The following is a 21,861-nucleotide window of genomic DNA, read 5'->3' as shown; positions in this document are numbered from 1 at the left end:
TAGGTGGGGCAAATTCGGTTGAGTGACTGCGTCAGGCCAGGGCGTCCGCCGGCTGACGGACAGTCGTGGCGACCCCTCGTCGCTGCAACTGACCGGCGCCGACCAGGAACTCGACGTAGTCGCGCATCGTCTCGGTCGTCGGTCGGGGCGCGAATCCGAGGTCACGGCGTGCCTTCGTCCCGTCGACGACCGGTTGTGCCTCGAGCGCACCGAGCGCAGCCTTGGAGACCAGATCGGATTTGAAGAGTTTGCAGATTGGTTCTGCCACAGGCAATATCGCCTGAACCCAGCGCATCGGGAAGGCCACCACCGGACCCCGTCGGCCGGCCTCGCGTGCCACCATCTTGAATGCCTCGAACATCTCGGTCATCTCACCGGTCAGCAGGTAGTTCTCGCCGGTCTTGCCGTGCTCGGCGGCGAGGATGAGCCCCGCCGCGACATCGCGCACGTCGATCAGGTCGAAGCCTCCGGTGATCAGCGCGGGAACCCGCCCACGGGCTGAGTCGCGGAGCATGCCGTTGATGCGTGAATAGGGTGCATGGTCGACGGGGCCGTAGACCGCGGTCGGGTTGCAGATGACGGCGTCGAGGCCGCGTGCGATCACGCGCTGCAATTCCTGCTCGCCTGCCCACTTCGAGCGGTCGTAGACGGGCAGAGCCAGGCTGACCGAACGCCCGGACAACTCGTCGATGCTGCCCCCGCACTCGTATTGGTCAAAGGAATGGATGGAACTGCAGTGCACCATTCGGCGAACACCGGCCGCGAGCGCAGCCTCGGCGACGTTGCGGACACCTTCGGTGTTGATGCGCCAGGCATTCTCATCCGTGTGCCGCAAGGTGATGACCGCAACCAGGTGATACACCACGTCGACGCCATCGAACGCAGACTCCAGGGCTGCCGGATCAAGGATGTCGGCAGCAACCCAGGACACCGAGTCCGTGTTCGAGGCCGATGGTTTCTGGCGATCGATGGCTACCACGGTGTCACCGCGTGCGACCAGCTGGTCGACGAGATTACGGCCGACGAACCCGGCGGCTCCGGTCACGGCTACCTTCATCTGCGGTCACTTTCGTTCAGGGGCCTCGACAAGGCGCGGGCCGGGCTATATTAGAACATGTTCTAGTTTTGCGATCAGCACAAGTTCTACCTGCGATGAAGGCGGTACGCAACCATGCAGACGTTCAGCCGGGATGAGATGCTCTCCGTTGTCGAACGATCGCCGACGGCTGCTGGTGCCCACGATCGGGACGCATGGGTGGGATTGTTCACCGCGGATGGGATCGTGAACGACCCCGTGGGGTCGCGACCGCACGCCGGACGTGGCGAGATCGAACGGTTCTACGACACCTTCATCGGACCGCGAAACGTCACCTTCCACCGCAACGTAGACGTCGTGTGTGGTCACACGGTGGTCCGCGACGTCGAGCTGGAAGTCGAGATGTCGGCGAAGGTGACGATGCGGGTGCCTGTGCACATCCGCTACGACCTGCGGGAGGTCGGCAAGCAGCTTCGTATCGAACGGCTGGCTGCCTACTGGGAGCTGCCGGGGATGATTGCGCAGTTCATGCAGAGCGGAATCGCGGCCGCGCCGGTGTCGCTGCACTTGTCTCGGGCACTGGTGAAGAATCAGGGCCTACTTGGCGCCCTGGGTTTCGCTGGGGGCTTTCGCCGCGTCGGGGCCGGGGCCAAGGCGACCGTGGCCAACTTTATGGATGCCGTGGCGACAGGTGATGCGGCGGGCGCGGGGCGATACCTCGATCGGGAGGCCGCAGTGACGATCTCGGGTGACGACGCCGGCGGGCAGGTCTGGGCAACAGCACTTCGCGGGCTGCGAGCGCACAAGTATCTGGCAGCGGGACACACGGTCGCGGTCGGGTTGGAGCACGATGACTGGAAGGGCTTCGGTCTCTTCGAGTTCGACAGCAGTCGCGGCCCGATCAAGTCGGTCGACGTACTCATCGACCCCGACGCGTAGGCGACGGCGGCCGGCGCGGTGGTTCATTACGACCAGGTGAACTCGCGCTGCCGCATCTCCCGCGGGAATCTATCGTCGAAACATGACTCTTCCGCTTCATGAACCCGGTGTCTTCGGTCCCGACGACCTCGAGGGGCTGATCTGGTTCTACGACATGCACGGCTATGCGACCTTGCGTGGGGTGCTGAATGCCGCTGACGTCGACCTTATTGAGGCGGAATGCGTTGCGGCGCAGCGTGGAGTGATAGCAGGGGAGTTGGACTCCCGTTATGGATCGACGGTGTTTCTGGACGAGGCCGCCAAGGCCGAGAAGTTCGCGAACTACGTCGAGTTCATCAGCGAGTTGTCGCCTGCCGTCGACGCCGCGATCACCCATGCCGTCGTGAGGGAACTCATGTCGCGAATCCTTGGCCCCGACTGCTGGCTGCGGGCTCATGAACAGAACGGAGTGGTCTACCAGGACGCCCGGCCCGGTAAAGAGTCCGGATACACCCGCATCGGCTGGCACTCCGACTGGCAGGCGAGTCCCAGCCTGAATGTCTGGCCTGGAACGGCGTTCACAGTGCACGTCGACGGCACAAGCCCTGCAAACGGTTTCTTACGAGTGGTACCCGGCAGTCATCTCTGGTCCACGCCGGCGCCTTATCGAAATGCCAACGGTGTCAAAGTCCCTGACACCGCACAGGCCTCGGGAGGGCGCACCTCGCGAAAGCCACCCTTCGAGATGCCGTTGGGATTCGAGAAGATCCGCGGCGAGGTCGCCGTGTACGCCGAGCGCGGCGACATCCTCTTCCATGACGCCTACCTCTGGCACTCGGCAGCGCGGGCTACCGACGACAACACCCTGCGTAGGCATGTCAGAGGCGGGTACTTCGGCGGTACCAAACCTGCTGCGGGAGTTGAAGAATTCATCAAGAACGCTGCTCGGTGACCGTTTGCGCAGGTCGGCTCGCATACCGGCCTGGTCGGGCAGGCGTGTCGTTGATCTGGGGTCTCACCTGCGATGTCGAAGGGGCTGCTGGGTCCTCGGTTGTCGCTGCGATCCGGTATGAACTGTCCATGACTACCTCGGAGCTTGACTACGATGCTCGCACCAACGTGTGCGCCGTGATTGCCCTTCTGACTGCTCTGCTCGGGTTCTTTCTGCCGGGTCTGGTGTTCGGAGTCATCGGCATGATTCAGTGCGGCCGCCGGGGTGAAGACGGCTGGGGTATGGCGTTCGCGGGCGCGTTGATCAGCGCGATTGTGTTCCTGATCCTTCTCCTCTGGCTGGGTGTCGTCATCGCGTCGACGTAGTTTCTTCGAGGTCCGCTTGGTCGACCCAGCGGGCGAATAGACTGAGCGCCGCGAGTTGTTCGAGCGCGGTTTGTTCGTCGAGTTCGATTTCGTCGTTGGGTAGGTGGCCGAGGGGGTTTCGGATCGCTCCGAAGCAGCCGCAGCCGAAGAATCGGACGCCGCGCAGCATTGAGTCGGGGGTCTCGTCTTGGACTATTTCAGAAAAGCGCAAGCGGGATTTGCCGGGCTCTGGCGGCTTGTCGCTGAAGACTTGTTTGACGAGTTTTAGGTCCGAGAGGTCGCGCCGATTGGCTTTGACCTGAATCTGTGAATTGACTTCTTTGGCGGCTGCCAGTACGGCTTCGTGGCGTTGGCCGAGTGACCATTGCGGCTACGCGGCCCTCCAGATGAGGTGGTGGAGGGATACGGCAGTGAGGCGGGGTGACATGTCGCCGCCGCCGAGACGTGCAGTCACAGTTTCATTCGATTTGAGGCGCGCAAGTAGTTTGTTCGCGGCGTCTCGTTCGGCCTGAAATTCAAAGATCCTGATGGGCTGATTTTCGGATCGCCATTGGGGGTAGAGGCGCGTGAAAATTGGCACCACGGTCTCGGTGAGTTCGATCGCCCTTGGTCGCACGCAGTTTGGCGTTCTGCGGGCGGTGAAGACATTTGGCCCTGACTTGTCTACGGGCCGAGTCTCGGTGATGTATTCGTTTAACCGCTCTTCTACCCAAGCGACGTCGACACCTCCAAGGTTCACAATTAAATCCTTGTCGTCTAAATCCTAGTCGTCCGCGAACAGTGACCGAACCATGCCACAGGGCCAGACCTGTCCGCACTCAGCGCACGGCTCTCCGCGTGTCTCAGAGGCTGGAACGTGCTCTGCCAAGACGCGCTCGTGCAGGTTGTACATCGGCCGATAGGGGTCGCTCGGTCCTCCCTTGAACTTACTGATTTCGAGCAGCCTCTCGTTGCGCTGGTGTGCTACCTCACGAACGAGAGCGTATGGACCGTCTGGGATTGCTGGAATGAACTCATTCATACTCTTCGGCGCGGACAACTCCCGTGGTCACCGACCGCGACCAAACCGGGCGTGGTGCCTCCGCGAACCAGCTGTGAGGCCGGCCGGGTCGCCTCTCGCTTGGACCTCAAACTGCTCGAGGATGGCGCCGAGGTGCTCCTCGGTGTATCGGATGTGGCGCCCGAACTTTTGGTGTGGGATCCGGTATTCGCGGCGAGCTTTGGCAATCCAGGTCACGGGACAGTAAGTCGTTCTGCCGCTTCGGCTTCGGTGTAGACGCGAGTTTCGGATTCCATGCCGAGCACGGTAGCGCGGCCGCAGTGCGTCCGCAGCACCGCGCAAACTTGGCCAACATGGAGAATGTCGAGAATGCGTTTGACCTGGGCATAATCTATGCGCCGAACGTCAGTCGATCTCGCAAACCGCCTGCGCCGAGTTCATCAAGAACGCTGCGCGTCAAGGGCGTTCGAAGCCCACGGCAAGTGTTCGAACATATGTTTGCCAGATGCGCGAAACCCTGGTACTGTCGGTTGTAGAGAAACTCTTTTGACGACGAATCCTTTCTGGTTGTTGTTGTCCGCGTGTGTTTCTGGGGCTGGGGGGCCTGCATGTCTGATGGTGTCGTCATCGATTCGCCGGTGGTGGGTGCGGTCTCGGAGCTGGATGCTGCGATCGCGCGTCTGTCGACGTTGGATCTGACTGCTCTGTCTGACGTGGAGTGTGTGCGTGTGGTGGAACGTCTGGAGGTCGCGTCGCGGCGGTTGTCGGCGGCGGGATTGCCGGTGTTGCGGGAAGTTGCTGTGCGGCGGGCATATTCGAAGGCCGGGTGTTCCTCGCCTGCGGCGGTGTTGACGTCGGTGGCACGGCTGCGTCCGGGGGCCGCGAAGGCGCGAGTAGAGGCGATGGATGCATTGACGCCGTCGGTGACCCCGAGTGGGGAGGTGATCGGGCCTCGGCTCCCGGAGACCGCTGCGTTACTGGCTCAAGGTGTGATCGATCTCGATCATGTCGGTGCGGTGGTGAAGGTGATGGGGAAGATTCCGCACAAGATCGACCCGGAGCAGCGGGCGAATACTGAGGTGGCGCTGGCTGATCTGTGCCGCAAATACAACCCTGCTGCGGTCGAGACGATCGGCGAGCGGATCGTCGACTACTTGGATCCCGACGGCAGGCTCGCTGATGATGTCGATCGGGCGAAGAAGCGCGGTGTCAGCGTGGGCGATCAAGCGGTGGACATGATGGCGAAGGTGGCGGGCCATCTGGATCCGACGACCACAGCACTGATGAAAGTGATGCTGGGGGTGTGGGCGGCACAGGGGATGAACAACCCCGACGACGAGCTGTCCCCGTCAGGGGCTGCGGACGACCCGGCACTGGACCCAGGGGTCCTGCAGGCCGCGGCCGACAACGACCTTCGTACTCAGTCGCAGCGCAATCATGATGCGCTCAAAGCAATGCTCATGTATCTGCTCGAGTCGGGGCAGTTGGGTAAGACTCATCGTGGGTTGCCGGTGCAGTTGATCATCACCATGACCAAAGACCAACTCGACGAGGCTCTGCGCAAGCAGCAAGCAGACTCCAGCCCCGAGCCAAAACCCGAGCCAGAGCCGCAGCCCGAGTCCGAGCCGCAGCCCGAGCCGAGGCCTGAGCCTGAGCGTGCGTATCCCGACCCGGGCACGCATTGGGAGGATCCGGAGTGGTTGCCGACGTTGGCTGGTGGCTCCGCACGTCGGTACGGCCACGATCTGGTCTATACCGCGACCGGGACGGTGTTGCCGATCAGCGATGCGATCAAGCTGGCTGCGCGTAGCGATAAGGCGTTGGCGGTGTTCGCCAACCACAGCAGCGAACTGCTGTACCTGGGCCGGGCGAAACGGTTGGCCAGCGAAGCGCAACGCATCGCGATGTTCGCCGCACACCGCGGTTGTTCGTTCGGTGGGTGCACGAACCCGGCGATGTGGGCCGAAGCCCACCACACCGTCGAGTGGGCGCTCGGTGGGCTGACCGATATTTCGCACCTGGCTCCGGCGTGCCCGCAGCACCACAAGCTGGTCGGGCCGGGGGAGCATCAGTGGCAGACCATCATGATCACCGACGGCCCCGACGCCGGCCGCTGTGCCTGGATACCCCCGGTATTCTTGGACCCCGACCGCACACCCCGGATCAACCGTGCCCACCACCCGGACGAGGCCTTGCTCGAAGCACGGCAGGCCATGCTCGCACGCCGCAAAGCCCAACTCGAACAACGCACACGAGAACTAAGCGGCCAAAATCCAGATCCACCAGCGGAGTCGTCGCCGGACGAGCCATCACCGGCAGCCCCTGAATCAGGCTGAATTACAGCATAAACAGTGACAGCTGCGGTTCACGCATCCCACGTGTGAACCGCGGCTCCGTCGTGCATTCGGTCGATGTATTCACGCAGCATCCCGGCCAGTGCCACGTCGCGGCTGTCGCCTGCTTTTTCACGGGCCACCAAGGACTCTCGCTGCCACACCGAACCGGTCTGGCGGGCCAGGGCTCGGCCTTCGATGACGGACAGGTAGCGATCGCGCGCGTCGGCGCCGACCCCGAAACTCTGCAGGCCTTCGTCGGCGAGTGGAAGCAATCGACGCAATACCAATTCGTCAGGCCGCACCCAGCCCATTGTCGGCCAATACAATTGGCTGTCCATGCCATCACGGGCGGCGGAGTGAAGGTTCTCCGACGCAGCATCGAACGACATTTGAGACCAGATCGGACGGTCGGAATCGACCAGCGCTCGCAGTACGCCGTAGTAGAACGCGGCGTTGGCCATGATGTCGAGAACGGTGGGTCCCGCCGGAAGGACCCGGTTTTCCACTCGCAGGTGTGCGTGTCCGTCGATCACGTCGTAGACAGGCCGATTCCAGCGGTACACGGTTCCGTTGTGCATGCGGAGTTCGGTCAGTTCTGGAGTCTCGCCGGCATCCAGTTGTGCGAGCGGATCGTCGTCGGATACCACCGGGAGCAATGACGGAAAGTACCGGGTGTTCTCCTCGAAAAGGTCGAAGATCGTCGTGATCCAGCGTTCTCCGAACCAGACTCGGGGACGGACACCCTGATTGATCAGCTCCTGGGGTCGCGTATCGGTGGCCTGCTCGAACACCGGAATCCGGCTTTCGTGCCAGAGCGCGGAGCCCGCCAGGAACGGAGAATTGCCGGCGAGCGCCACCTGGACACCCGAGATGGCCTGCGCAGCATTCCAGTGGTGGGCGAAATCTTCGGGGGCGACCCTCAGATGCAGCTGCAACGACGTGCAGGCGGCCTCGGGCAAGATGGAATCGATCGACGTCTTGAGCTTTTCGGCATCTCCACCGAGTGTCAGTGGCACACCGGTGATATCAAGCTCGATATCTTCACCGCGCGCGGCAAAGATCTGCTGGTTCAACAGGTCATACCGGGGATTTGCCGAGATCCACTGGTGAGCGAAGTGCTCCTGCCGCAGTGTCGGCAACATACCGATCATCACCAGGTGGTTGTCGGTTTCGGCGGCCTTGGCCTCGGCGCGATTCAACGAGTCGCGCAGCGCGTCCTCGAGAGAGACCGTGTCGCCGCCGGTGAACGGTTGCGGCGCGACGTTGATCTCGATGTTGAACTGCCCGAGCTCGGTCTGATAGTCCGGATCTGCGATGGCCTCGAGCACCGTCGCGTTCGACATCGCCGGGTTCATGGCGCGGTCAACAAGATTGAGTTCGACCTCCATGCCCAGCAGCGGCTCAGGAGGGTTGCCCTGATCGGTGAAGAGGCCGTCCGACAACATGCGCGCGACGGCTTCGGTGCAGCGCCCCACCTGCTCGCGGAACCGGCGCCGGTCTTCTCGGCTGAACTCGCGGGTGCTCACATCCGTGCCCATCAAACCATCGTGTCATGGACTGCGGTGAGTCAGCAGAACATCTACTCAGACCAGGGTCTCGGACAGGGTCCCTGCATCGAGCACCCACCGGCGGGTGGCACGGACGGTCGATAGCATGCGCCGATCGTGCGTGACCAGCAAAACAGTGCCGTCGAATGATTCGACGGCCTGCTCTAGCTGTTCGATGGCAGGCAGGTCCAGGTGGTTTGTCGGCTCGTCGAGGACCAGCAGATTGACGCCGCGGGCCTGCAGCAGCGCGAGCGCAGCCCGAGTGCGTTCACCCGGGGAGAGCGAGTCGGCCGAGCGGGTCACGTGATGTCCACGCAACCCGAACTTGGCCAGGAGGGTGCGCACGTCGGCGTCGGTCTGATCAGGGACCTGCGCCGCGAATGCATCGACGAGCCGGGCATCGCCGGTGAACAGTCCGCGGGCCTGGTCGACCTCGCCGATCATCACGCCCGACCCCAGTGACGCAGAGCCGGAGTCTGGTGCCTGTGTGCCGAGCAGCAGAGACAGCAGCGTTGACTTTCCCGACCCGTTGGCACCGGTGATGACGATGCGATCGCCGGCGTCGACCTGCGTGCTGATCGGACCCAGGGTGAAATCGCCGCGGCTGATCGCTGCGTCGTTGAGCGTGGCAACCACGGTCCCCGAACGGGGGGCTGCCGCGATCTCCATCCGCAGTCTCCATTCCTTGCGTGGTTCTGCAACCTCGTCGAGTCTTTCGATGCGGCGTTGGGTCTGCCGTGCTTTCGACGCCTGCTTCTCGGTCGACTCGAGGCGAAGGCCCTTGCCGACCTTGTCGTTGTCCTTGGACTTGCGGCGGGCGTTGCGTACCCCGTGTTCCATCCAATTACGTTGCATCTGTGCGCGTTCCGTCAGCGCCTCTTTGGTGCCCGCGTACTGCTCGTAGGCTTCGCGAGCGTGCCGGCGTGCGACCTCGCGTTCGACCAGGAAGGCTTCGTAGCCGCCTGAGTACACGGACACCTGCTGTTGGGCCAGATCGAGTTCGACGATGCCGGTGACGGTGCGGGCGAGGAACTCGCGGTCGTGACTGACCACGACCATGGGTGTGCGCGAAGCCGCCACGAACTCTTCGAGTTGCTGGAGGCCGTCGAGATCGAGGTCGTTCGTGGGCTCGTCCAGCAGCAAGATGTCGTAGCGGGAGAGCAGCAGGGCCGCCAGGCCGGCGCGTGCCACCTGCCCTCCGGACAACGCTTGCATCGGAAGGTCCAAGTCAACCGTGAGCCCCAGGTTGGCCGCGACCTGATCGGCGCGCTCGTCGAAATCGGCGCCACCGAGATGAAGCCATCGTTCGAGTGCGGGGGAGTAGAGGTCCTCACCACCGTCGCCCAGCGCTTCCGCCGCCGCGTCCATCGTGGACTGGGCCTGCGCGACCCCGGTGCGTCGGGACAGGAACCCACGAACAGTCTCGCCGGCGTTGGGGGCTGCCTCCTGAGCCAGATAACCGACCTCCGCATCCGGCGGGCTCAGTGTGATCGTGCCGTCCTGATCAGCCGTTCCGACCCCTGCGAGCAGCGTCAACAGGGTCGATTTGCCTGCACCGTTCGCGCCGACGAGCCCAAAGACATCCCCGTCCGAGACAGTGAGGTCGAGATCGGAGAAGAGTGTGCGTTCGCCATGTCCGGCGGAGAGGCCGGAGGCGTGCAGGGTGGCGCTGATGGCGGTGACGCTCCTTACGAAGTACAGGTTCTCCGAGAAGCGTAGTCGGGGTCATTCCACTACTCGTTTGCCGATGCCGGTGGTGCGGATGTTTTCGAGGTTGATGGGGTTGTAGTTCCGTGGGTCGAGGTCGACGATGTAGTGGAAGACCTGGATGCCGTTTTTGGTGCTGGCGTTCATGTCGAGGATGAGGCCGGTGGGTCCGATTCCCGTGCCAAGGCTCCACTTTTCCTTTTTGTCGCCGGCATCCATGGCGATGCTGGCCCAGGTATCGACGTTTTCGGGGAGTATTCCCCACCGTGGGTTAGCTTGTGCGAGTTCTTGTTGGGCTCCTTCGGGGGTGTCGAAGGAGCGCCAGAAAATGATTTCGGTGAACCTGCCTTGGTCGAGGTGGGTGAACCAGATGGTTTGGGCGCTGATGGTCACTTCGCCGGTGGGTCCGACGAGGGTGAGGTCGATGTCGGGGTCGCCGGGGTTGCCGATGATGACATCGCTCGTAAACTCGGGTGGTACGCCCGCTTCCTCGTTCGTGAGCGTGAGGTCGCGCAGATCGAAGCGTGCGCGGCGGTTGTCTTGGATCTGTTGCACGCCCTCATGGGTGAGGTAGGAATATTGATCCTGGCGGAGCAGGCCAGCGGTTGATGACGTTGTTGGTTTCGTTCGGTTGGGGACCGCGATTGCGACAAGCAGCGTGACGGAGAATGTCAGTACAACCGCACACGCCAATCTCACCCGGGGTTTATCGAATGCGGTTCCTGGCCCGGTCGCGATGTGTTGTCTCTTCGCTGCTGGACCCAGAGGCGGGGATGGCTGGTTCAATCGCTGAGGGCACCTCACGGCCAAGAATTCTTATGCTGGCGGGCAGAGGCGCTTCGGGCAGGTGGTTTCAATTGACTACTCGCCTACCGATCCCGGTTGAGCGGATATTTGCGATGTTTTCCTCGTTGTAGTTTCGGGGGTCCAGGTCAACAATGTAGTGAAAGACTTGGGTTCCTCTTTTGATGCTCGCATTCATTCCTACGATGAGTCCGGTGGCGCCGACTCCAGTCCCTAGGCTTCGCTTCACCTTGTCGTCCTGAGCCTTTTCTGAGACGCTCGACCACATTTCTATGTTCTCCTGCAGAATTCCCCATTGTGTGACTGACTCGTTGAGTTCCTGTTTCGCTATTTCGATTGTTTCGAAAGCGCGAAAGAAGATGATCTCCGTAAAGCTGTCCTCGTCCAAATGTGTAAACCAGATGGTTTGAGTCGATATGGTGACTTCGCCTTCGGGGCCGACGAGGGTCAACTGAATGTCAGGATCACCGGGGTTCCCGATGATTATTTCTTGTCTGGACTCGGGAGCCACCCCAGCTTCGGCATTTGTGAGGACACGGTCTCGTAGGTCGAAGCGTGCTCTACCACTGTCCTTTATTTGCTGCACTCCTTCGTCGGTGAGAAGTGAGAATTCTGGCTGTGTGTTGGGACTTGGAATAGATTCCACGAAGCTGCCTTCACTTCCACTCGTTGTTGAGACGCATGCCGCCGTAGACAGGGCAATTAGTGCCGATATCGTCAGTGCTTGCAACGACTTCACCACTGATGTTTCACCTTCCAGTCGCTAATCATGCGATCGATGACTTGTCCGGACCGGTTTGAAATACGCTGATCTTCGATACGGGAGTCGAAGTCTGATCCGATGATCTGCCTGGCCTCTTCCGGGTTACTGGCCAACAGTTCCTGGTAAGCGGGTAGCGTGTCCTCCGTGATCAGCTTCCAGCGGTCATGTCGGTCAGCGATGTTTCCGTCCGGAAATGGCGTTTCGACTGTCGTCTCACCGGGGGCATATCTTGAGTTGTCGACCGAAATCTCGGTTGGGAACACCTCGGGATAGGCCTGAGCTCCGGGTATAGATGGCGTACCCACCGTGGTCAATATCCAGGTCATGGCTTCGCCAGTCACTGGATGGCTGCGCATTTCGTTGTAGTCGTCGTCGATAATCTCAAGTTGCTCACGTTGCAGAAGTTGCTTGTTTCCCTCCGCAACGAGTTGAGGGCTGTGCTGTTCAGCTCCGCTCTCTATTTGATGCCAGGCCACCTGGGTCTTGTCGTCGATCAGAACGGCCCGCTGCATGCGATCGATCTCTGCGATTCCACCGTGCAGGTACGCCTCATGCATCGGGGCCTGATCTTCGAAGATCTCCTTCTGCATGCTCAGAAACTTCTGCTCGTAGTACGCGAGTTCCTCGTCGCTCATACCAGCGATGGCGCGGGTCATACCTTCGATCTGGTCGGGAAGCATGACGCCGGCGGGGCCTTTGATGGCCTTCGCGATATCGCGCATAGCTGCGAGGTCGTAGAAGCCTCCGGCGAAGGATGGCCCGATCATGTTAGCCATTCCGGCCCATTGCATTTCGGGATGGTCCAGGAACAGCTGTCCGTAGTACTCGTACACTTTGGTGATCGTCTCGCTGTTGAACTCGGTACCCTTGGATGGATCCCATTTTGAAGCGTCGATCCCGGCGTCCTCCAGCGACTCTCGAAGCCAGTAGCTCTGCAGGAATGTTCCGTAAAAGTCCTTCGGGACCGTTCCCGCATCAAAAGCCGCATCCAACAACGGCTTTGCTGCATCAGGATGGTTCTTCACCCACTCCTGGAACCGCGGGTCGTCGACGACAAGTTTGGCTTGTTCCGGCGTCAGGCCGACCAGCGAAGGTGGGACGTAGTCGCGGCCGGCAGCGACATCGCCCTTGGTTGCGGACAGTTCGTCGTTCGCGCTGTCGAGCGCGAAGGCGACTGCCTCGTCTTCGTCGGTCAGTTGTTGCACCGCATCGTCGATGGCTTCTTGGTGAGCGTTGCGTGCTGACTCTTGCGCGGCGACTTCGTCCTTTGTGAAGGGACCGGCAATTGAGTAGCGGCCCACCTTCCAGTTGTCACCGACCTCGAACTGACTCCAGATCGCGGAGTCGACCTTGGAAATCGCGTTGTCCCGGACGGACTGCAGCCGGGCAGAGCCGCTCCGCAGCGTCTCGATCACCGCGTCTGTGGCGTCGGCAACGCGAACGCCCAGGCGATGGTCTTTTTCGGCTTTGTTCCACGCCGCGTCTGCGGTCGTGCCCTGCGAGCTGTCGTGCAGTGTCTGCGCGACAGCGCGGGCCGCGTTCAGCTTGGCCTCGAAGTCGCTGTTCGCAGTCGCGAGATCGGTCGCCGCAACGCCGAGCTCCGACGGTCGCCACCCCCTGACGCCGCCGACTGTGTACCCCACCTCAGAGCCACAGCCCGGAGAACGCACGCGACGCCAGATCCTCGACGCCGTCAAAAGCCTCACGACTCTTGTCTGTGCTGTCCGCATAGCTGCTGAGCCGGATCGCGACCGCGGACAACGCGGTATCGACTGCTTCTCCACTGCGCGCTGCGACCACGGCGGTTTTCGACCCCGCCAGTGCACCCGCGACCTGGCTGGTCGCCGCAGTGGCGTCCAGCCCTTCGATCTCCGCCCCAAATGCGCGATACTTTGCCGCGCTCGTTGTCATGCTCGCAGCGTCTGCGCGAAAAACTGACATCGGATGGCCCCCCTCCCAATGACGATGACAATAGCGCTCGAATCCGACAGCGGGCACCGAAGCCCGAGCGGGTTGTGGATAACTGACACCATGGGGATGTGGCCACCCATAAAACAGTCGCGCCGGCCGCGATGCGCGCCGCCGTCGACGCCGTTGCGGAGTGGCTGCGCGACCCCGCCGCCGCCGAGCCGACGCGCTCGCAACTCGCGGACGCTGTCCGCACCACCGCGCGCACCCTCGCGCAGGTCGCGCCCGGCGGCTCGGTGGAGGTCCGCGTGCCGCCGTTCGTCGCGGTGCAATGCATCGAAGGTCTCCGCCACACCCGCGGGACCCCACCCAACGTCGTCGAGACCGACGCCAGGACGTGGTTGCTGCTGGCGACAGGCCGACTCGACCTCGCCGGCGCCCTCGACTCCGGACGCGCGTCTGCGTCGGGAAGCCGCGCCGGTGACATCGTGCACTGGTTGCCGCTCACGAGAGTCTGACCAGGGGGTGGACGCGGGGTGTCACGCAGACACGCCGCGATGATTCGCGTACGTCAGGACCCAGCCCGTAGACTCAGGCGTACGCCCTCCACCAGCCCCAGCCCAACCTCATGGGAGTGCCAGTGACCGAGCTGTCGACCAACAGCAAGAACCTGCTCGATGCCGACGAGCCAGAAAACGAACCCCGCGAAGAATGCGGGGTTTTTGGTGTCTGGGCCCCTGGTGAGGATGTTGCCAAGCTCACTTATTACGGTTTGTATGCCCTGCAGCACCGAGGCCAAGAGGCGGCAGGCATCGCCACCGCCGATGGCTCGCAAGTGCTGGTGTTCAAGGACCTCGGCCTGGTCTCGCAGGTGTTCGACGAGCAGACCCTCGGCGCCATGCAGGGCCACGTCGCCATCGGACACTGCCGCTACAGCACCACCGGTTCGACCACCTGGGAGAACTCCCAGCCGATCTTCCGCACCACTGCTGCAGGAACCGGCGTCGCTCTTGGTCACAACGGGAACCTCGTCAATACCGCTGACCTCGCAAGCAAGGCCCGCGACCTCGGATTGATGGATTCCCGCCGCGCCGGGGGAGCCACCAGCGACTCCGACGTTGTCGGTGCCCTCCTGGCTCACGGAGCCGCCGATTCCACCATCGAGCAGGCCGCGATGGAGCTGCTGCCCACGCTCAAGGGTGCGTTCTGCCTGACTTTCATGGACGAGCACACGCTTTATGCCGCGCGTGATCCGCACGGTGTGCGTCCGCTGTGCCTCGGTCGCCTGGACCGCGGCTGGGTGGTCGCCTCCGAAACCGCCGCCCTCGACATCGTCGGCGCCTCCTTCGTCCGCGACATCGAACCTGGTGAACTGCTTGCCATCGACGCCGACGGAGTGCGCAGTTCACGGTTCGCCACGCCTACCCCCAAGGGCTGCGTCTTCGAGTACGTGTACCTCGCGCGCCCCGACAGCGTCATCAACGGCCGGTCGGTGCACACCACGCGGGTCGAGATCGGACGCCGCTTGGCGCGCGAGTTCCCGGCAGATGGTGACCTGGTGATCCCTGTCCCGGAGTCGGGTACGCCCGCCGCGGTCGGATACGCCCAGGAGTCAGGCATCCCGTATGGCCAGGGTCTGATGAAGAACGCCTATGTCGGCCGTACCTTCATCCAGCCGTCGCAGACCATTCGCCAGCTCGGCATTCGACTCAAGTTGAACCCGCTGAAAGAGGTCATCAAGGGCAAACGCCTTGTGGTGGTAGACGATTCGATCGTCCGCGGCAACACTCAGCGTGCGTTGATCCGGATGCTCCGTGAAGCGGGCGCGGCAGAGGTGCACGTTCGTATCGCGTCAAGCCCGGTGCGTTGGCCGTGCTTCTACGGTATCGACTTCGCTTCTCCCGCAGAGCTGATCGCCAACGGCATGGACTCCGAGGAGCATCTTGTCGACGGTGTGCGCCACGCGATCGGCGCCGATTCACTCGGCTACATCTCCACCGAAGAGATGATCGCAGCAACCGAGCAGCCGGCCGAAAACTTGTGCGCTGCATGCTTCACGGGCGAGTACCCGATCGAGCTCCCCAAGGAGACGTCGATGGGCAAGGCAGTGCTGGAGACCATGCTCACGAAAGCGGCGACGGGTCAGAACGCTCTCGCGGACAACGACAACGTCAGTGTGGTCCGCCGGCCCTGAACCACCGCCCGGGTGTACGGTCGACGATCGGTTCTCGTGGCTGATTGCTACTTCAGAACAGCAGATTCGATCCCATGAACGAGCCATGGGGAACCCCTCGGGTAGCGTGAGACCGGATTATTCACCCGGCAGATTCGAACTGCCACCTTCGAGAACGGGAACCTCACGCCGATGACCGACAACGAGCCCAGCGGCGCCTCATATGCTGCGGCGGGAGTGGACATCGATGCCGGCGAACGGGCGGTCGAGCTCTTTGCCCCTCACGCCAAGCGCACTCTGCGACCGGAGGTCATGGGTGGGCTGGGCGGATTTGCCGGCCTCTTCAAACTCAAGGGCGACTATCGCGAGCCGGTGCTGGCGTCGTCCACAGACGGCGTCGGCACGAAGATCGCCGTCGCGCAGGCCATGGGCAAACACGACACCCTGGGCCGCGACCTGGTCGCCATGGTCGTCGACGACCTCGTCGTCTGCGGCGCCGAGCCGTTGTTCCTGCAGGACTACATCGCCGTGGGCAAGGTCGTCCCCGAAGTGGTCGCCGAACTCGTCAAGGGCATTGCTGACGGCTGCGTCGAGGCCGGGTGCACCCTGCTGGGCGGAGAGACCGCTGAACACCCCGGGCTGATGGCAGAAGGCGACTACGACCTGTCCGCGACGGGCGTCGGCATCGTCGAGGCCGATTCCGTGCTCTCACCCGACCGGGTTCGGCCGGGCGACGTCGTGATCGCGATGGGCAGCTCCGGCTTGCACTCCAACGGGTATTCGCTGGCGCGCAAGGTGCTGCTGGAGTGGGGCCACATGGATCTCGGCGGACACGTCGAGGAGTTCGAACGCACCCTGGGCGAGGAAATGCTCGAACCGACGCGGATCTACGCCAAGGACTGCCTCGCTCTGGCCGCCGAGACCGACGTACGCACGTTCTCTCACGTGACCGGAGGCGGACTCGCCGACAACCTGTCCCGTGTGCTCCCGAGCGGCCTGGTGGCCGAATTGGACCGCGGTACCTGGACGCCCGCACCCATCTTTCAGATGATCGCGCAACGCGGCCGTGTTGAGCGTGTCGAGATGGAACGCACCTTCAACATGGGTGTCGGCATGGTCGCCGTCGTGGCGCCGGAAGACACCGATCGTGCTCTGGCCGTGCTCACCGCGCGCCATCTGAACTGCTGGGTGCTCGGCTCGATCAAGAAGTCCCACGCGACCAAGACCGGCGAGCACACAAAGCATTCGAAGACCGGCGTCGCAGAGCTGATGGGCGAGCATCCCAGGTTCTGACCCCTCGGCATCACCGCATGAGCAAAACCCCGGGATGAAAGCATCCCGGGGTTTTTGCTTGTAACCGCCAGCTACCGGCTGGTCGGTCTAGGGCATGAAAATATAACCGCCTGAGGCGAGCTGTCAGGGGGTTGCGAAAGATTGGCGGAAAGCCGTCGCCAAGACTGCGCCTGGCGAGCGCTTGTCAGGCGCGCCGCCAGCTCTCTTCATCGGACCACCGATCGTCCGTGATCTCATCATTCGGATCCACGGAATCACCGCCTGACAACTCTCGCTGCAGACTGTCGAAGTCGGTATTCGGTGTGCTGTACTTCAGTTCACGAGCAACTTTAGTCTGCTTCGCCTTAGCCCGGCCGCGGCCCATAGGGGACCCCCTCGCGCAATGAAGGGGCGGCCAAACGTGTGGCGGCCCCATTCTGTGTTTACAAATATGGTCGTGAGAGACAGTCTAGCGCGCCCGCAGGCATGATGCGGACCGGCTCGGCTCGGGAGCGGCGAAATTACTTGGACTTCTTGCGTTGCCAGCGCCTGGCGTCCCTGACAACCTTCGGCGGCAGGTCTTCGCGGGCTAGGAGTTTTTCGAGCGATTCGGGTTCGGGGCCGGTGATCAGATGCCGGATCAGGACACCGTGATCGGGCCGCGAGACCACCGCGACGTCGTCACCGGCCTGTATCGCCCCGGAGGAGATGACGCGCAAGTAACAGCCGACGTCGGAGCGATCGTAGAAACGCTTGATCCAGCGGTCTTCCTGCGCCCAGTCCGCGAAGGTGCGGCAGGGAGTCCGCGCGACTGTCACCTCGAGCAGTGTCTCGCCGACCTTCCAGCGTTCGCCGATCGTCGCGTCGGTGGTCGGTATACCCGAGATGCGCAAGTTCTCGCCGAACCATCCGTAGCCGAGGTCGCGGCCGAGCTCGGTTGCCCACCGCTGAGCCTCGTCGTCGGAGTAGGCGTAAACGGCCTGATCTACCCCGCCATGATGTTTGACATCACAGCAGTGATCGATTGTGATGCCCTGCTCATCCACGGACACCGGGCCGTCGATCGGGCGCTTGTCGATGGCGCTTCGCCCGATGCCGCCCGCGAGGGGCAACTCCTCGTGGACAGCGCAGACGGCAAGAACCTTCCCCCGCGGCAGGCTCATTTGCCGCGCAGTTTTTCGATGGCAGCCCGCCCGGCTTGGACGCGATCGTCCGCGGGGACCGAGGCGGGATCGATGGCCGCGGTGGTGCCGCCGGTTTCCAGTGTCGTGTCCGCCGGGACGCCGCGCTTGATCAGTGCGAGGGCGATCGGCCCGTACTCGTAGTGCTCCACGACGGAGCCGATTCGGCCCACGGTCCGTCCGCCCGCGGTGACCGGGTCCCCGGTGACCGGACGCGAATCAGCGCTGCCGTCCAGATGGAGAAGAAGCATCTGCCGGGGTGGCTTCCCGAGGTTGTGCACCCGCGCGACGGTCTCCTGTCCCCGATAGCAGCCCTTGCTCAGGTGTACGGCGCCGAACTCCGACGGAGAGCCGATCCAGTTGACCTCGTGCGGAATGGTCCGCTCATCCGTGTCCGCACCGAGCCGAGGGCGAAGTGCTGCGACACGTAGGGCCTCGTAGGTCCAGGTGCCAGATGGTCGTACGCCGACTGCGGTCAGGCTGGACCACCAGGTCGTGAGCTGATCGACCGGCACGATCAGGTCGATCGTCTCCACGGCCGCGTGTTCACCGACCGCGGGCATCACGCGCCAGAATCCGCCATCGGGAAGCGCCCCGGCGTCGTACACCGTTGCCGAAGTCGGTATCTGGAGCAGCTGCGCAATCGCGCCGGTCCGGGTCTGCGGGCCGATGAGCGTGAGCACCGCCATGTCCGGCCGCGCCGCGACCTCGACCTGGGCCCAGAACACCATCTTCTGAAGGAAGCCGGCGAGCGCCTCGGTGCGGAACCCTTCCGTGTCGATCCAGGTGGTCCCGTCCAGGTCGGTCAAGAGGAAGTGGTCCTCGACCCGCCCGTTGCCGTCCAAACTCAGGTTCTCGGCGCTCCGACCGTCGGACAGGTCGGTGACCAGCTGGCTCGAAATGGTGTTCAGCCAGCTGAGACGTTCGGGGCCGGTCAACGTGATGACACCGCGGTGGGATCGATCGATCATCACCGCCGATGTCGCTGCGGCGCGTTGCTCGCCGAATGGGTCGCCGAAGTGCCATGCCACGGCTTCGTCTGGGGAGTTTTCCGGGCCGCCGACGGCACCGATGGCGCGCAATGAGTCCAACAATTCAGTCACGTTGTCAATGGTACGAGCGTCCTCGCTACTCTTGCCGCTATGGCTGAATCGATCTTGGTGACCATCGACGGTGCTGTCCTCGATCCAGACGTCCCGATCTTGCACGGCGACGACCTCGCGGCGGTACGCGGCGACGGTGTATTCGAGACCCTGTTGGTCCGGGACGGTCGCGCGCGACTCGTCGACCTGCACTTACAGCGGCTTGCTCGCAGTGCGAAAGCGCTGGACCTGCCGGCGCCCGATGAGGAGCGGTGGGCCTCGGCCATCGACACCGGCGCGCGGGTGTGGGCGGAGAAGAACGACGACGCAGAGGGGCTGCTGCGGGTGGTCTACTCGCGGGGTCGGGAGTCCGCGCCCGTCGACGGCGTCGTCGGCCGGAACCGCGGCGACACCGGACTCAGTCGGGACGTGGGCGGCGCCACCGAATACCTGACCGTCGGTCCGGTTCCCGCTCGCGCCGCTGTGGTCCGCGAGAACGGCGTCAAGGTCATCACTGCTGCGCGCGGCTACTCGATCGACCTCGCCGCCGCTGCGCCCTGGCAGCTCCTGGGTGCGAAAACCCTCAGCTACGCCACCAATATGGCAGCACTTCGCCATGCCCAGGATCAGGGCGCCGATGACGTCATCTACCTCAGTAGTGAGGGAATCGTGCTCGAGAGCCCGCGGTCCACGGTGATCGCAGTCGAGGGCAAGAATCTGATGACTCCGCCGGTGGAGAGCGGAATCCTCGGCGGCACAATGCAACAGGCGATCTTCTCGCAGGCGGAGAAAGAAGGCTGGCAGACCGAGATCGGGACGTTGCGCCCTGCCGACCTGGTGTGCGCCGATGCGGTGTGGTTGGTGTCGAGCATCACCCTGGCTGCCCGCATCACGGAGTTCAACGGCTATCGGATGTCGACCCCGGAGCGGCCGGAGGACTTCTCGGCCCTGGTCGATCGCGCCATCGACTGATCCTTCTCGGCGTCAGGGAGTTGTTCGCCACACCGCCACTACGTCTGTCCTGATGGCGGTGGGGCAGGGTGTCCGTCTCGTCGATGTGTGTTCAGCGGCACGGTCGAAAACCGCTGAAATCGCTTGTTCGACGTTCCTTCTGCGGCGTAGCCTGCAACTACTACGGTCCGTAGTAGCGGTACGTCGAATGAGGCAAAAATGGATGCACTGGACGTCTCCAGGTGGCAGTTCGGAATCACGACGGTCTATCACTTCATCTTGGTCCCGCTCACCATCGGGCTGGCGCCGATGGTTGCGATCATGCAGACCGTATGGGTGGTGACCGGCAATGAAGCGTGGCTGCGCGCCACCAAGTTCTTCGGCAAGCTGTTCCTGATCAACTTTGCGCTGGGGGTGGCGACAGGGATCGTCCAAGAGTTCCAGTTCGGGATGAACTGGAGCGAGTACAGCCGCTTCGTCGGCGACGTCTTCGGTGGTCCGCTGGCGCTCGAGGGTCTGGTGGCCTTCTTCCTGGAGTCGACTTTCCTGGGTCTGTGGATCTTCGGCTGGGACCGACTGCCCAAAAAAGTCCACCTGCTGACGATCTGGATGGTGGCCATCGGCGTCAACGCCTCGGCGTGGTTCATCGTCGCAGCGAACTCCTGGATGCAACACCCGGTCGGGGCACAGTGGAATGAGGAGAAGCAGCGTCCGGAGTTGAAGAGCCTCTGGGACGTCATGACCAACAGCACGACGCTGGCCGCATTCCCGCACACGATAGCCGGCGCGTTCCTGACCGCCAGCACCTTCGTTGCAGGTATCGGCTGCTGGTGGATGGTCCGAAACATGCGGCGTGCGAATAAACTTCGGGACGCCGTGCCGACGGGCTCGGCAGGTGGACCCGAGATCGCCGTCGCCGACGATCTCGCGCCCTCGATGCACGGCAAGACCGCAGATCAACTCGAGCGCGATGCCCGCACCCTGTACCGCCCGGTCACGCGACTGGCCCTCTGGATCATGATCATCAGCGGAATCGCATTGGCCATCAGTGGCGACCAGCAGGCCAAGCTCATGTTCAAACAGCAGCCCATGAAGATGGCTTCGGCAGAATCGTTGTGCACCACGGAAACCGGCGTCGGGTTCTCGGTTCTGGCCATCGGGACGCAGAACAACTGTGAAGCGGTGACGCACCTGATCGAGATCCCGAATCTGCTGTCGTTCCTGGCCGACAACGACTTCAATTCGACGCTGCAGGGCGTCGAGGAGCTGCAGGCCGAACACGTCGCGAACTTCGGACCCGGAAACTACAAACCCAATCTGTTCGTCACGTACTGGGCATTCCGCGCGATGATGGGCTGGGCGATCGGATCAGGGGCACTCGCCTTGCTGGCACTCTGGCTCATGCGGAGAGGCCGCATCCCGGACTCCAAGAAGTTCGGCACATTCGCGATCTGGATGATCCCGACACCGTTCTTGGCCAACAGTTCTGGCTGGATCTTCACCGAGATGGGCAGACAACCCTGGATGGTGGCGCCGAACCCGGAGTCGCTCGGCGCAGGAGGCGGCCTCGAGAACATCCAGCTGACGGTGCAGGAGGGAGTGAGCAGGCATTCCGGCTACCTCGTTCTCACGTCGCTGATCATCTTCACGCTGCTCTACGGTGCGCTCGGACTGATCTGGTTCACCCTGATCCGCAAGTACACCCGCGAAGGTCCGGCGGCTGCGGTCCCGGGCGCCGCGGACAGTGGGCTGAGCGGTGGTGACGGACCGGACGGTCCGCACACACCCGAGGACGGGACCACCCATGAGGAGAAATCCGATGAACCCAAACATCTCTCGTTCGCCTACTGAGATCGGCAGGAGTAC

General features: G+C 63.0%; 19 protein-coding genes and 1 pseudogene. 9 read left to right on the top strand and 11 right to left on the bottom strand.

Translation table 11 applies throughout. The features are described 5' to 3' along the window. Positions 1-31: 31 nt before the first annotated feature. Complete coding sequence (locus DFR67_RS18695; protein ID WP_110471012.1) at positions 32-1,057, bottom strand: NAD-dependent epimerase/dehydratase family protein; 1,026 nt, start codon at positions 1,055-1,057, stop codon at positions 32-34. Positions 1,058-1,171: 114 nt separating this feature from the next. Here DFR67_RS18695 and DFR67_RS18690 point away from each other — a divergent pair, with 114 nt between their 5' ends. From DFR67_RS18690 to DFR67_RS18680, 3 genes are all read left to right on the top strand, one after another. After that, positions 1,172-1,975 (top strand): nuclear transport factor 2 family protein, encoded by an 804-nt coding sequence (locus DFR67_RS18690; RefSeq protein ID WP_110471011.1) that lies wholly within the window; start codon positions 1,172-1,174, stop codon positions 1,973-1,975. 82 nt (positions 1,976-2,057) lie between these two features. Then, positions 2,058-2,906: a phytanoyl-CoA dioxygenase family protein gene (locus DFR67_RS18685; protein WP_110471010.1), complete on the top strand. Its 849-nt coding sequence runs from the start codon at positions 2,058-2,060 to the stop codon at positions 2,904-2,906. A 128-nt stretch (positions 2,907-3,034) separates the two neighbouring features. Further along, positions 3,035-3,271 (top strand): hypothetical protein, encoded by a 237-nt coding sequence (locus DFR67_RS18680; protein ID WP_110471174.1) that lies wholly within the window; start codon positions 3,035-3,037, stop codon positions 3,269-3,271. Here DFR67_RS18680 and DFR67_RS31605 read toward each other — a convergent pair. Then, positions 3,255-3,626, bottom strand: a pseudogene (locus DFR67_RS31605) (TIGR02391 family protein); the annotation flags it as partial. The gene DFR67_RS18680 and the pseudogene DFR67_RS31605 sit on opposite strands and share 17 nt — an antisense overlap. A gap of 1,253 nt (positions 3,627-4,879) precedes the next feature. Between DFR67_RS31605 and DFR67_RS18655 the strand changes: the two are divergent. After that, entirely contained in the window at positions 4,880-6,607 is a 1,728-nt protein-coding gene (locus DFR67_RS18655; RefSeq protein ID WP_110471005.1) for an HNH endonuclease signature motif containing protein, read from the top strand. Positions 6,608-6,636: 29 nt separating this feature from the next. Here DFR67_RS18655 and DFR67_RS18650 read toward each other — a convergent pair whose 3' ends face one another. The 6 genes from DFR67_RS18650 to DFR67_RS18625 all read right to left on the bottom strand — a co-directional run bounded on the left by DFR67_RS18650 (position 6,637) and on the right by DFR67_RS18625 (position 13,339). Further along, positions 6,637-8,145, bottom strand: a complete 1,509-nt coding sequence (locus DFR67_RS18650) for a glutamate-cysteine ligase family protein (RefSeq protein ID WP_110471004.1) — start codon at positions 8,143-8,145, stop codon at positions 6,637-6,639. Between the two features lie 45 nt (positions 8,146-8,190). Further along, a complete protein-coding gene (locus DFR67_RS18645) occupies positions 8,191-9,828 on the bottom strand; it encodes an ABC-F family ATP-binding cassette domain-containing protein (protein WP_110471003.1) in 1,638 nt (545 codons plus the stop codon). Positions 9,829-9,879: 51 nt separating this feature from the next. Next, positions 9,880-10,416 carry a hypothetical protein gene (locus DFR67_RS18640; protein WP_110471002.1) on the bottom strand — a complete coding sequence of 179 codons (537 nt, stop codon included), beginning with the start codon at positions 10,414-10,416 and terminating at the stop codon, positions 9,880-9,882. Positions 10,417-10,714: 298 nt separating this feature from the next. Beyond that, a complete protein-coding gene (locus tag DFR67_RS18635; protein ID WP_146240476.1) occupies positions 10,715-11,407 on the bottom strand; it encodes a hypothetical protein in 693 nt (230 codons plus the stop codon). Beyond that, complete coding sequence (locus DFR67_RS18630) at positions 11,401-12,843, bottom strand: WXG100 family type VII secretion target (protein ID WP_146240475.1); 1,443 nt, start codon at positions 12,841-12,843, stop codon at positions 11,401-11,403. Before DFR67_RS18630 ends, DFR67_RS18635 begins: the two co-directional genes overlap by 7 nt. Positions 12,844-13,072: 229 nt before the next feature. Continuing rightward, positions 13,073-13,339, bottom strand: coding sequence for a hypothetical protein (locus DFR67_RS18625; RefSeq protein ID WP_110470999.1), 267 nt, complete (start codon positions 13,337-13,339; stop codon positions 13,073-13,075). A 128-nt stretch (positions 13,340-13,467) separates the two neighbouring features. Between DFR67_RS18625 and DFR67_RS18620 the strand changes: the two genes are divergently transcribed. The 3 genes from DFR67_RS18620 to purM all read left to right on the top strand — a co-directional run bounded on the left by DFR67_RS18620 (position 13,468) and on the right by purM (position 16,802). Further along, on the top strand, positions 13,468-13,854 hold the full coding sequence (locus tag DFR67_RS18620) for a sterol carrier family protein (protein WP_110470998.1): 387 nt from the start codon (positions 13,468-13,470) through the stop codon (positions 13,852-13,854). A gap of 122 nt (positions 13,855-13,976) precedes the next feature. Continuing rightward, a complete protein-coding gene (gene purF / locus DFR67_RS18615) occupies positions 13,977-15,530 on the top strand; it encodes an amidophosphoribosyltransferase (RefSeq protein ID WP_110470997.1) in 1,554 nt (517 codons plus the stop codon). A 171-nt stretch (positions 15,531-15,701) separates the two neighbouring features. Continuing rightward, positions 15,702-16,802, top strand: coding sequence for a phosphoribosylformylglycinamidine cyclo-ligase (purM, locus tag DFR67_RS18610; protein WP_110470996.1), 1,101 nt, complete (start codon positions 15,702-15,704; stop codon positions 16,800-16,802). 184 nt (positions 16,803-16,986) lie between these two features. Here the strand turns inward: purM and DFR67_RS18605 are convergent, their stop codons facing one another. From DFR67_RS18605 to ygfZ, 3 genes are all read right to left on the bottom strand, one after another. Continuing rightward, positions 16,987-17,166, bottom strand: a complete 180-nt coding sequence (locus tag DFR67_RS18605; RefSeq protein ID WP_084837528.1) for a DUF3073 domain-containing protein — start codon at positions 17,164-17,166, stop codon at positions 16,987-16,989. Between the two features lie 136 nt (positions 17,167-17,302). Next, the gene (locus DFR67_RS18600; RefSeq protein ID WP_110470995.1) at positions 17,303-17,944 is read right to left on the bottom strand and encodes an MOSC domain-containing protein; all 642 of its coding nucleotides are present in this window, start codon (positions 17,942-17,944) and stop codon (positions 17,303-17,305) included. After that, positions 17,941-19,065, bottom strand: coding sequence for a CAF17-like 4Fe-4S cluster assembly/insertion protein YgfZ (gene ygfZ / locus DFR67_RS18595; RefSeq protein WP_425451303.1), 1,125 nt, complete (start codon positions 19,063-19,065; stop codon positions 17,941-17,943). Before ygfZ ends, DFR67_RS18600 begins: the two co-directional genes overlap by 4 nt. A gap of 39 nt (positions 19,066-19,104) precedes the next feature. On the opposite strand from ygfZ, the gene DFR67_RS18590 reads away from it, so the two are divergent. Both DFR67_RS18590 and DFR67_RS18585 read left to right on the top strand, forming a co-directional pair. After that, on the top strand, positions 19,105-20,016 hold the full coding sequence (locus DFR67_RS18590) for an aminodeoxychorismate lyase (protein ID WP_110470994.1): 912 nt from the start codon (positions 19,105-19,107) through the stop codon (positions 20,014-20,016). 198 nt (positions 20,017-20,214) lie between these two features. Then, a complete protein-coding gene (locus tag DFR67_RS18585) occupies positions 20,215-21,846 on the top strand; it encodes a cytochrome ubiquinol oxidase subunit I (protein WP_110470993.1) in 1,632 nt (543 codons plus the stop codon). Positions 21,847-21,861: the final 15 nt, after the last annotated feature.

The organism is Williamsia limnetica (assembly GCF_003217475.1).
In the GTDB taxonomy this organism is placed as follows: domain Bacteria; phylum Actinomycetota; class Actinomycetes; order Mycobacteriales; family Mycobacteriaceae; genus Williamsia; species Williamsia limnetica.
The sequence above is the reverse complement of the archived record's forward strand: the minus strand, read 5'-3'. Positions and strand labels throughout refer to the sequence as shown.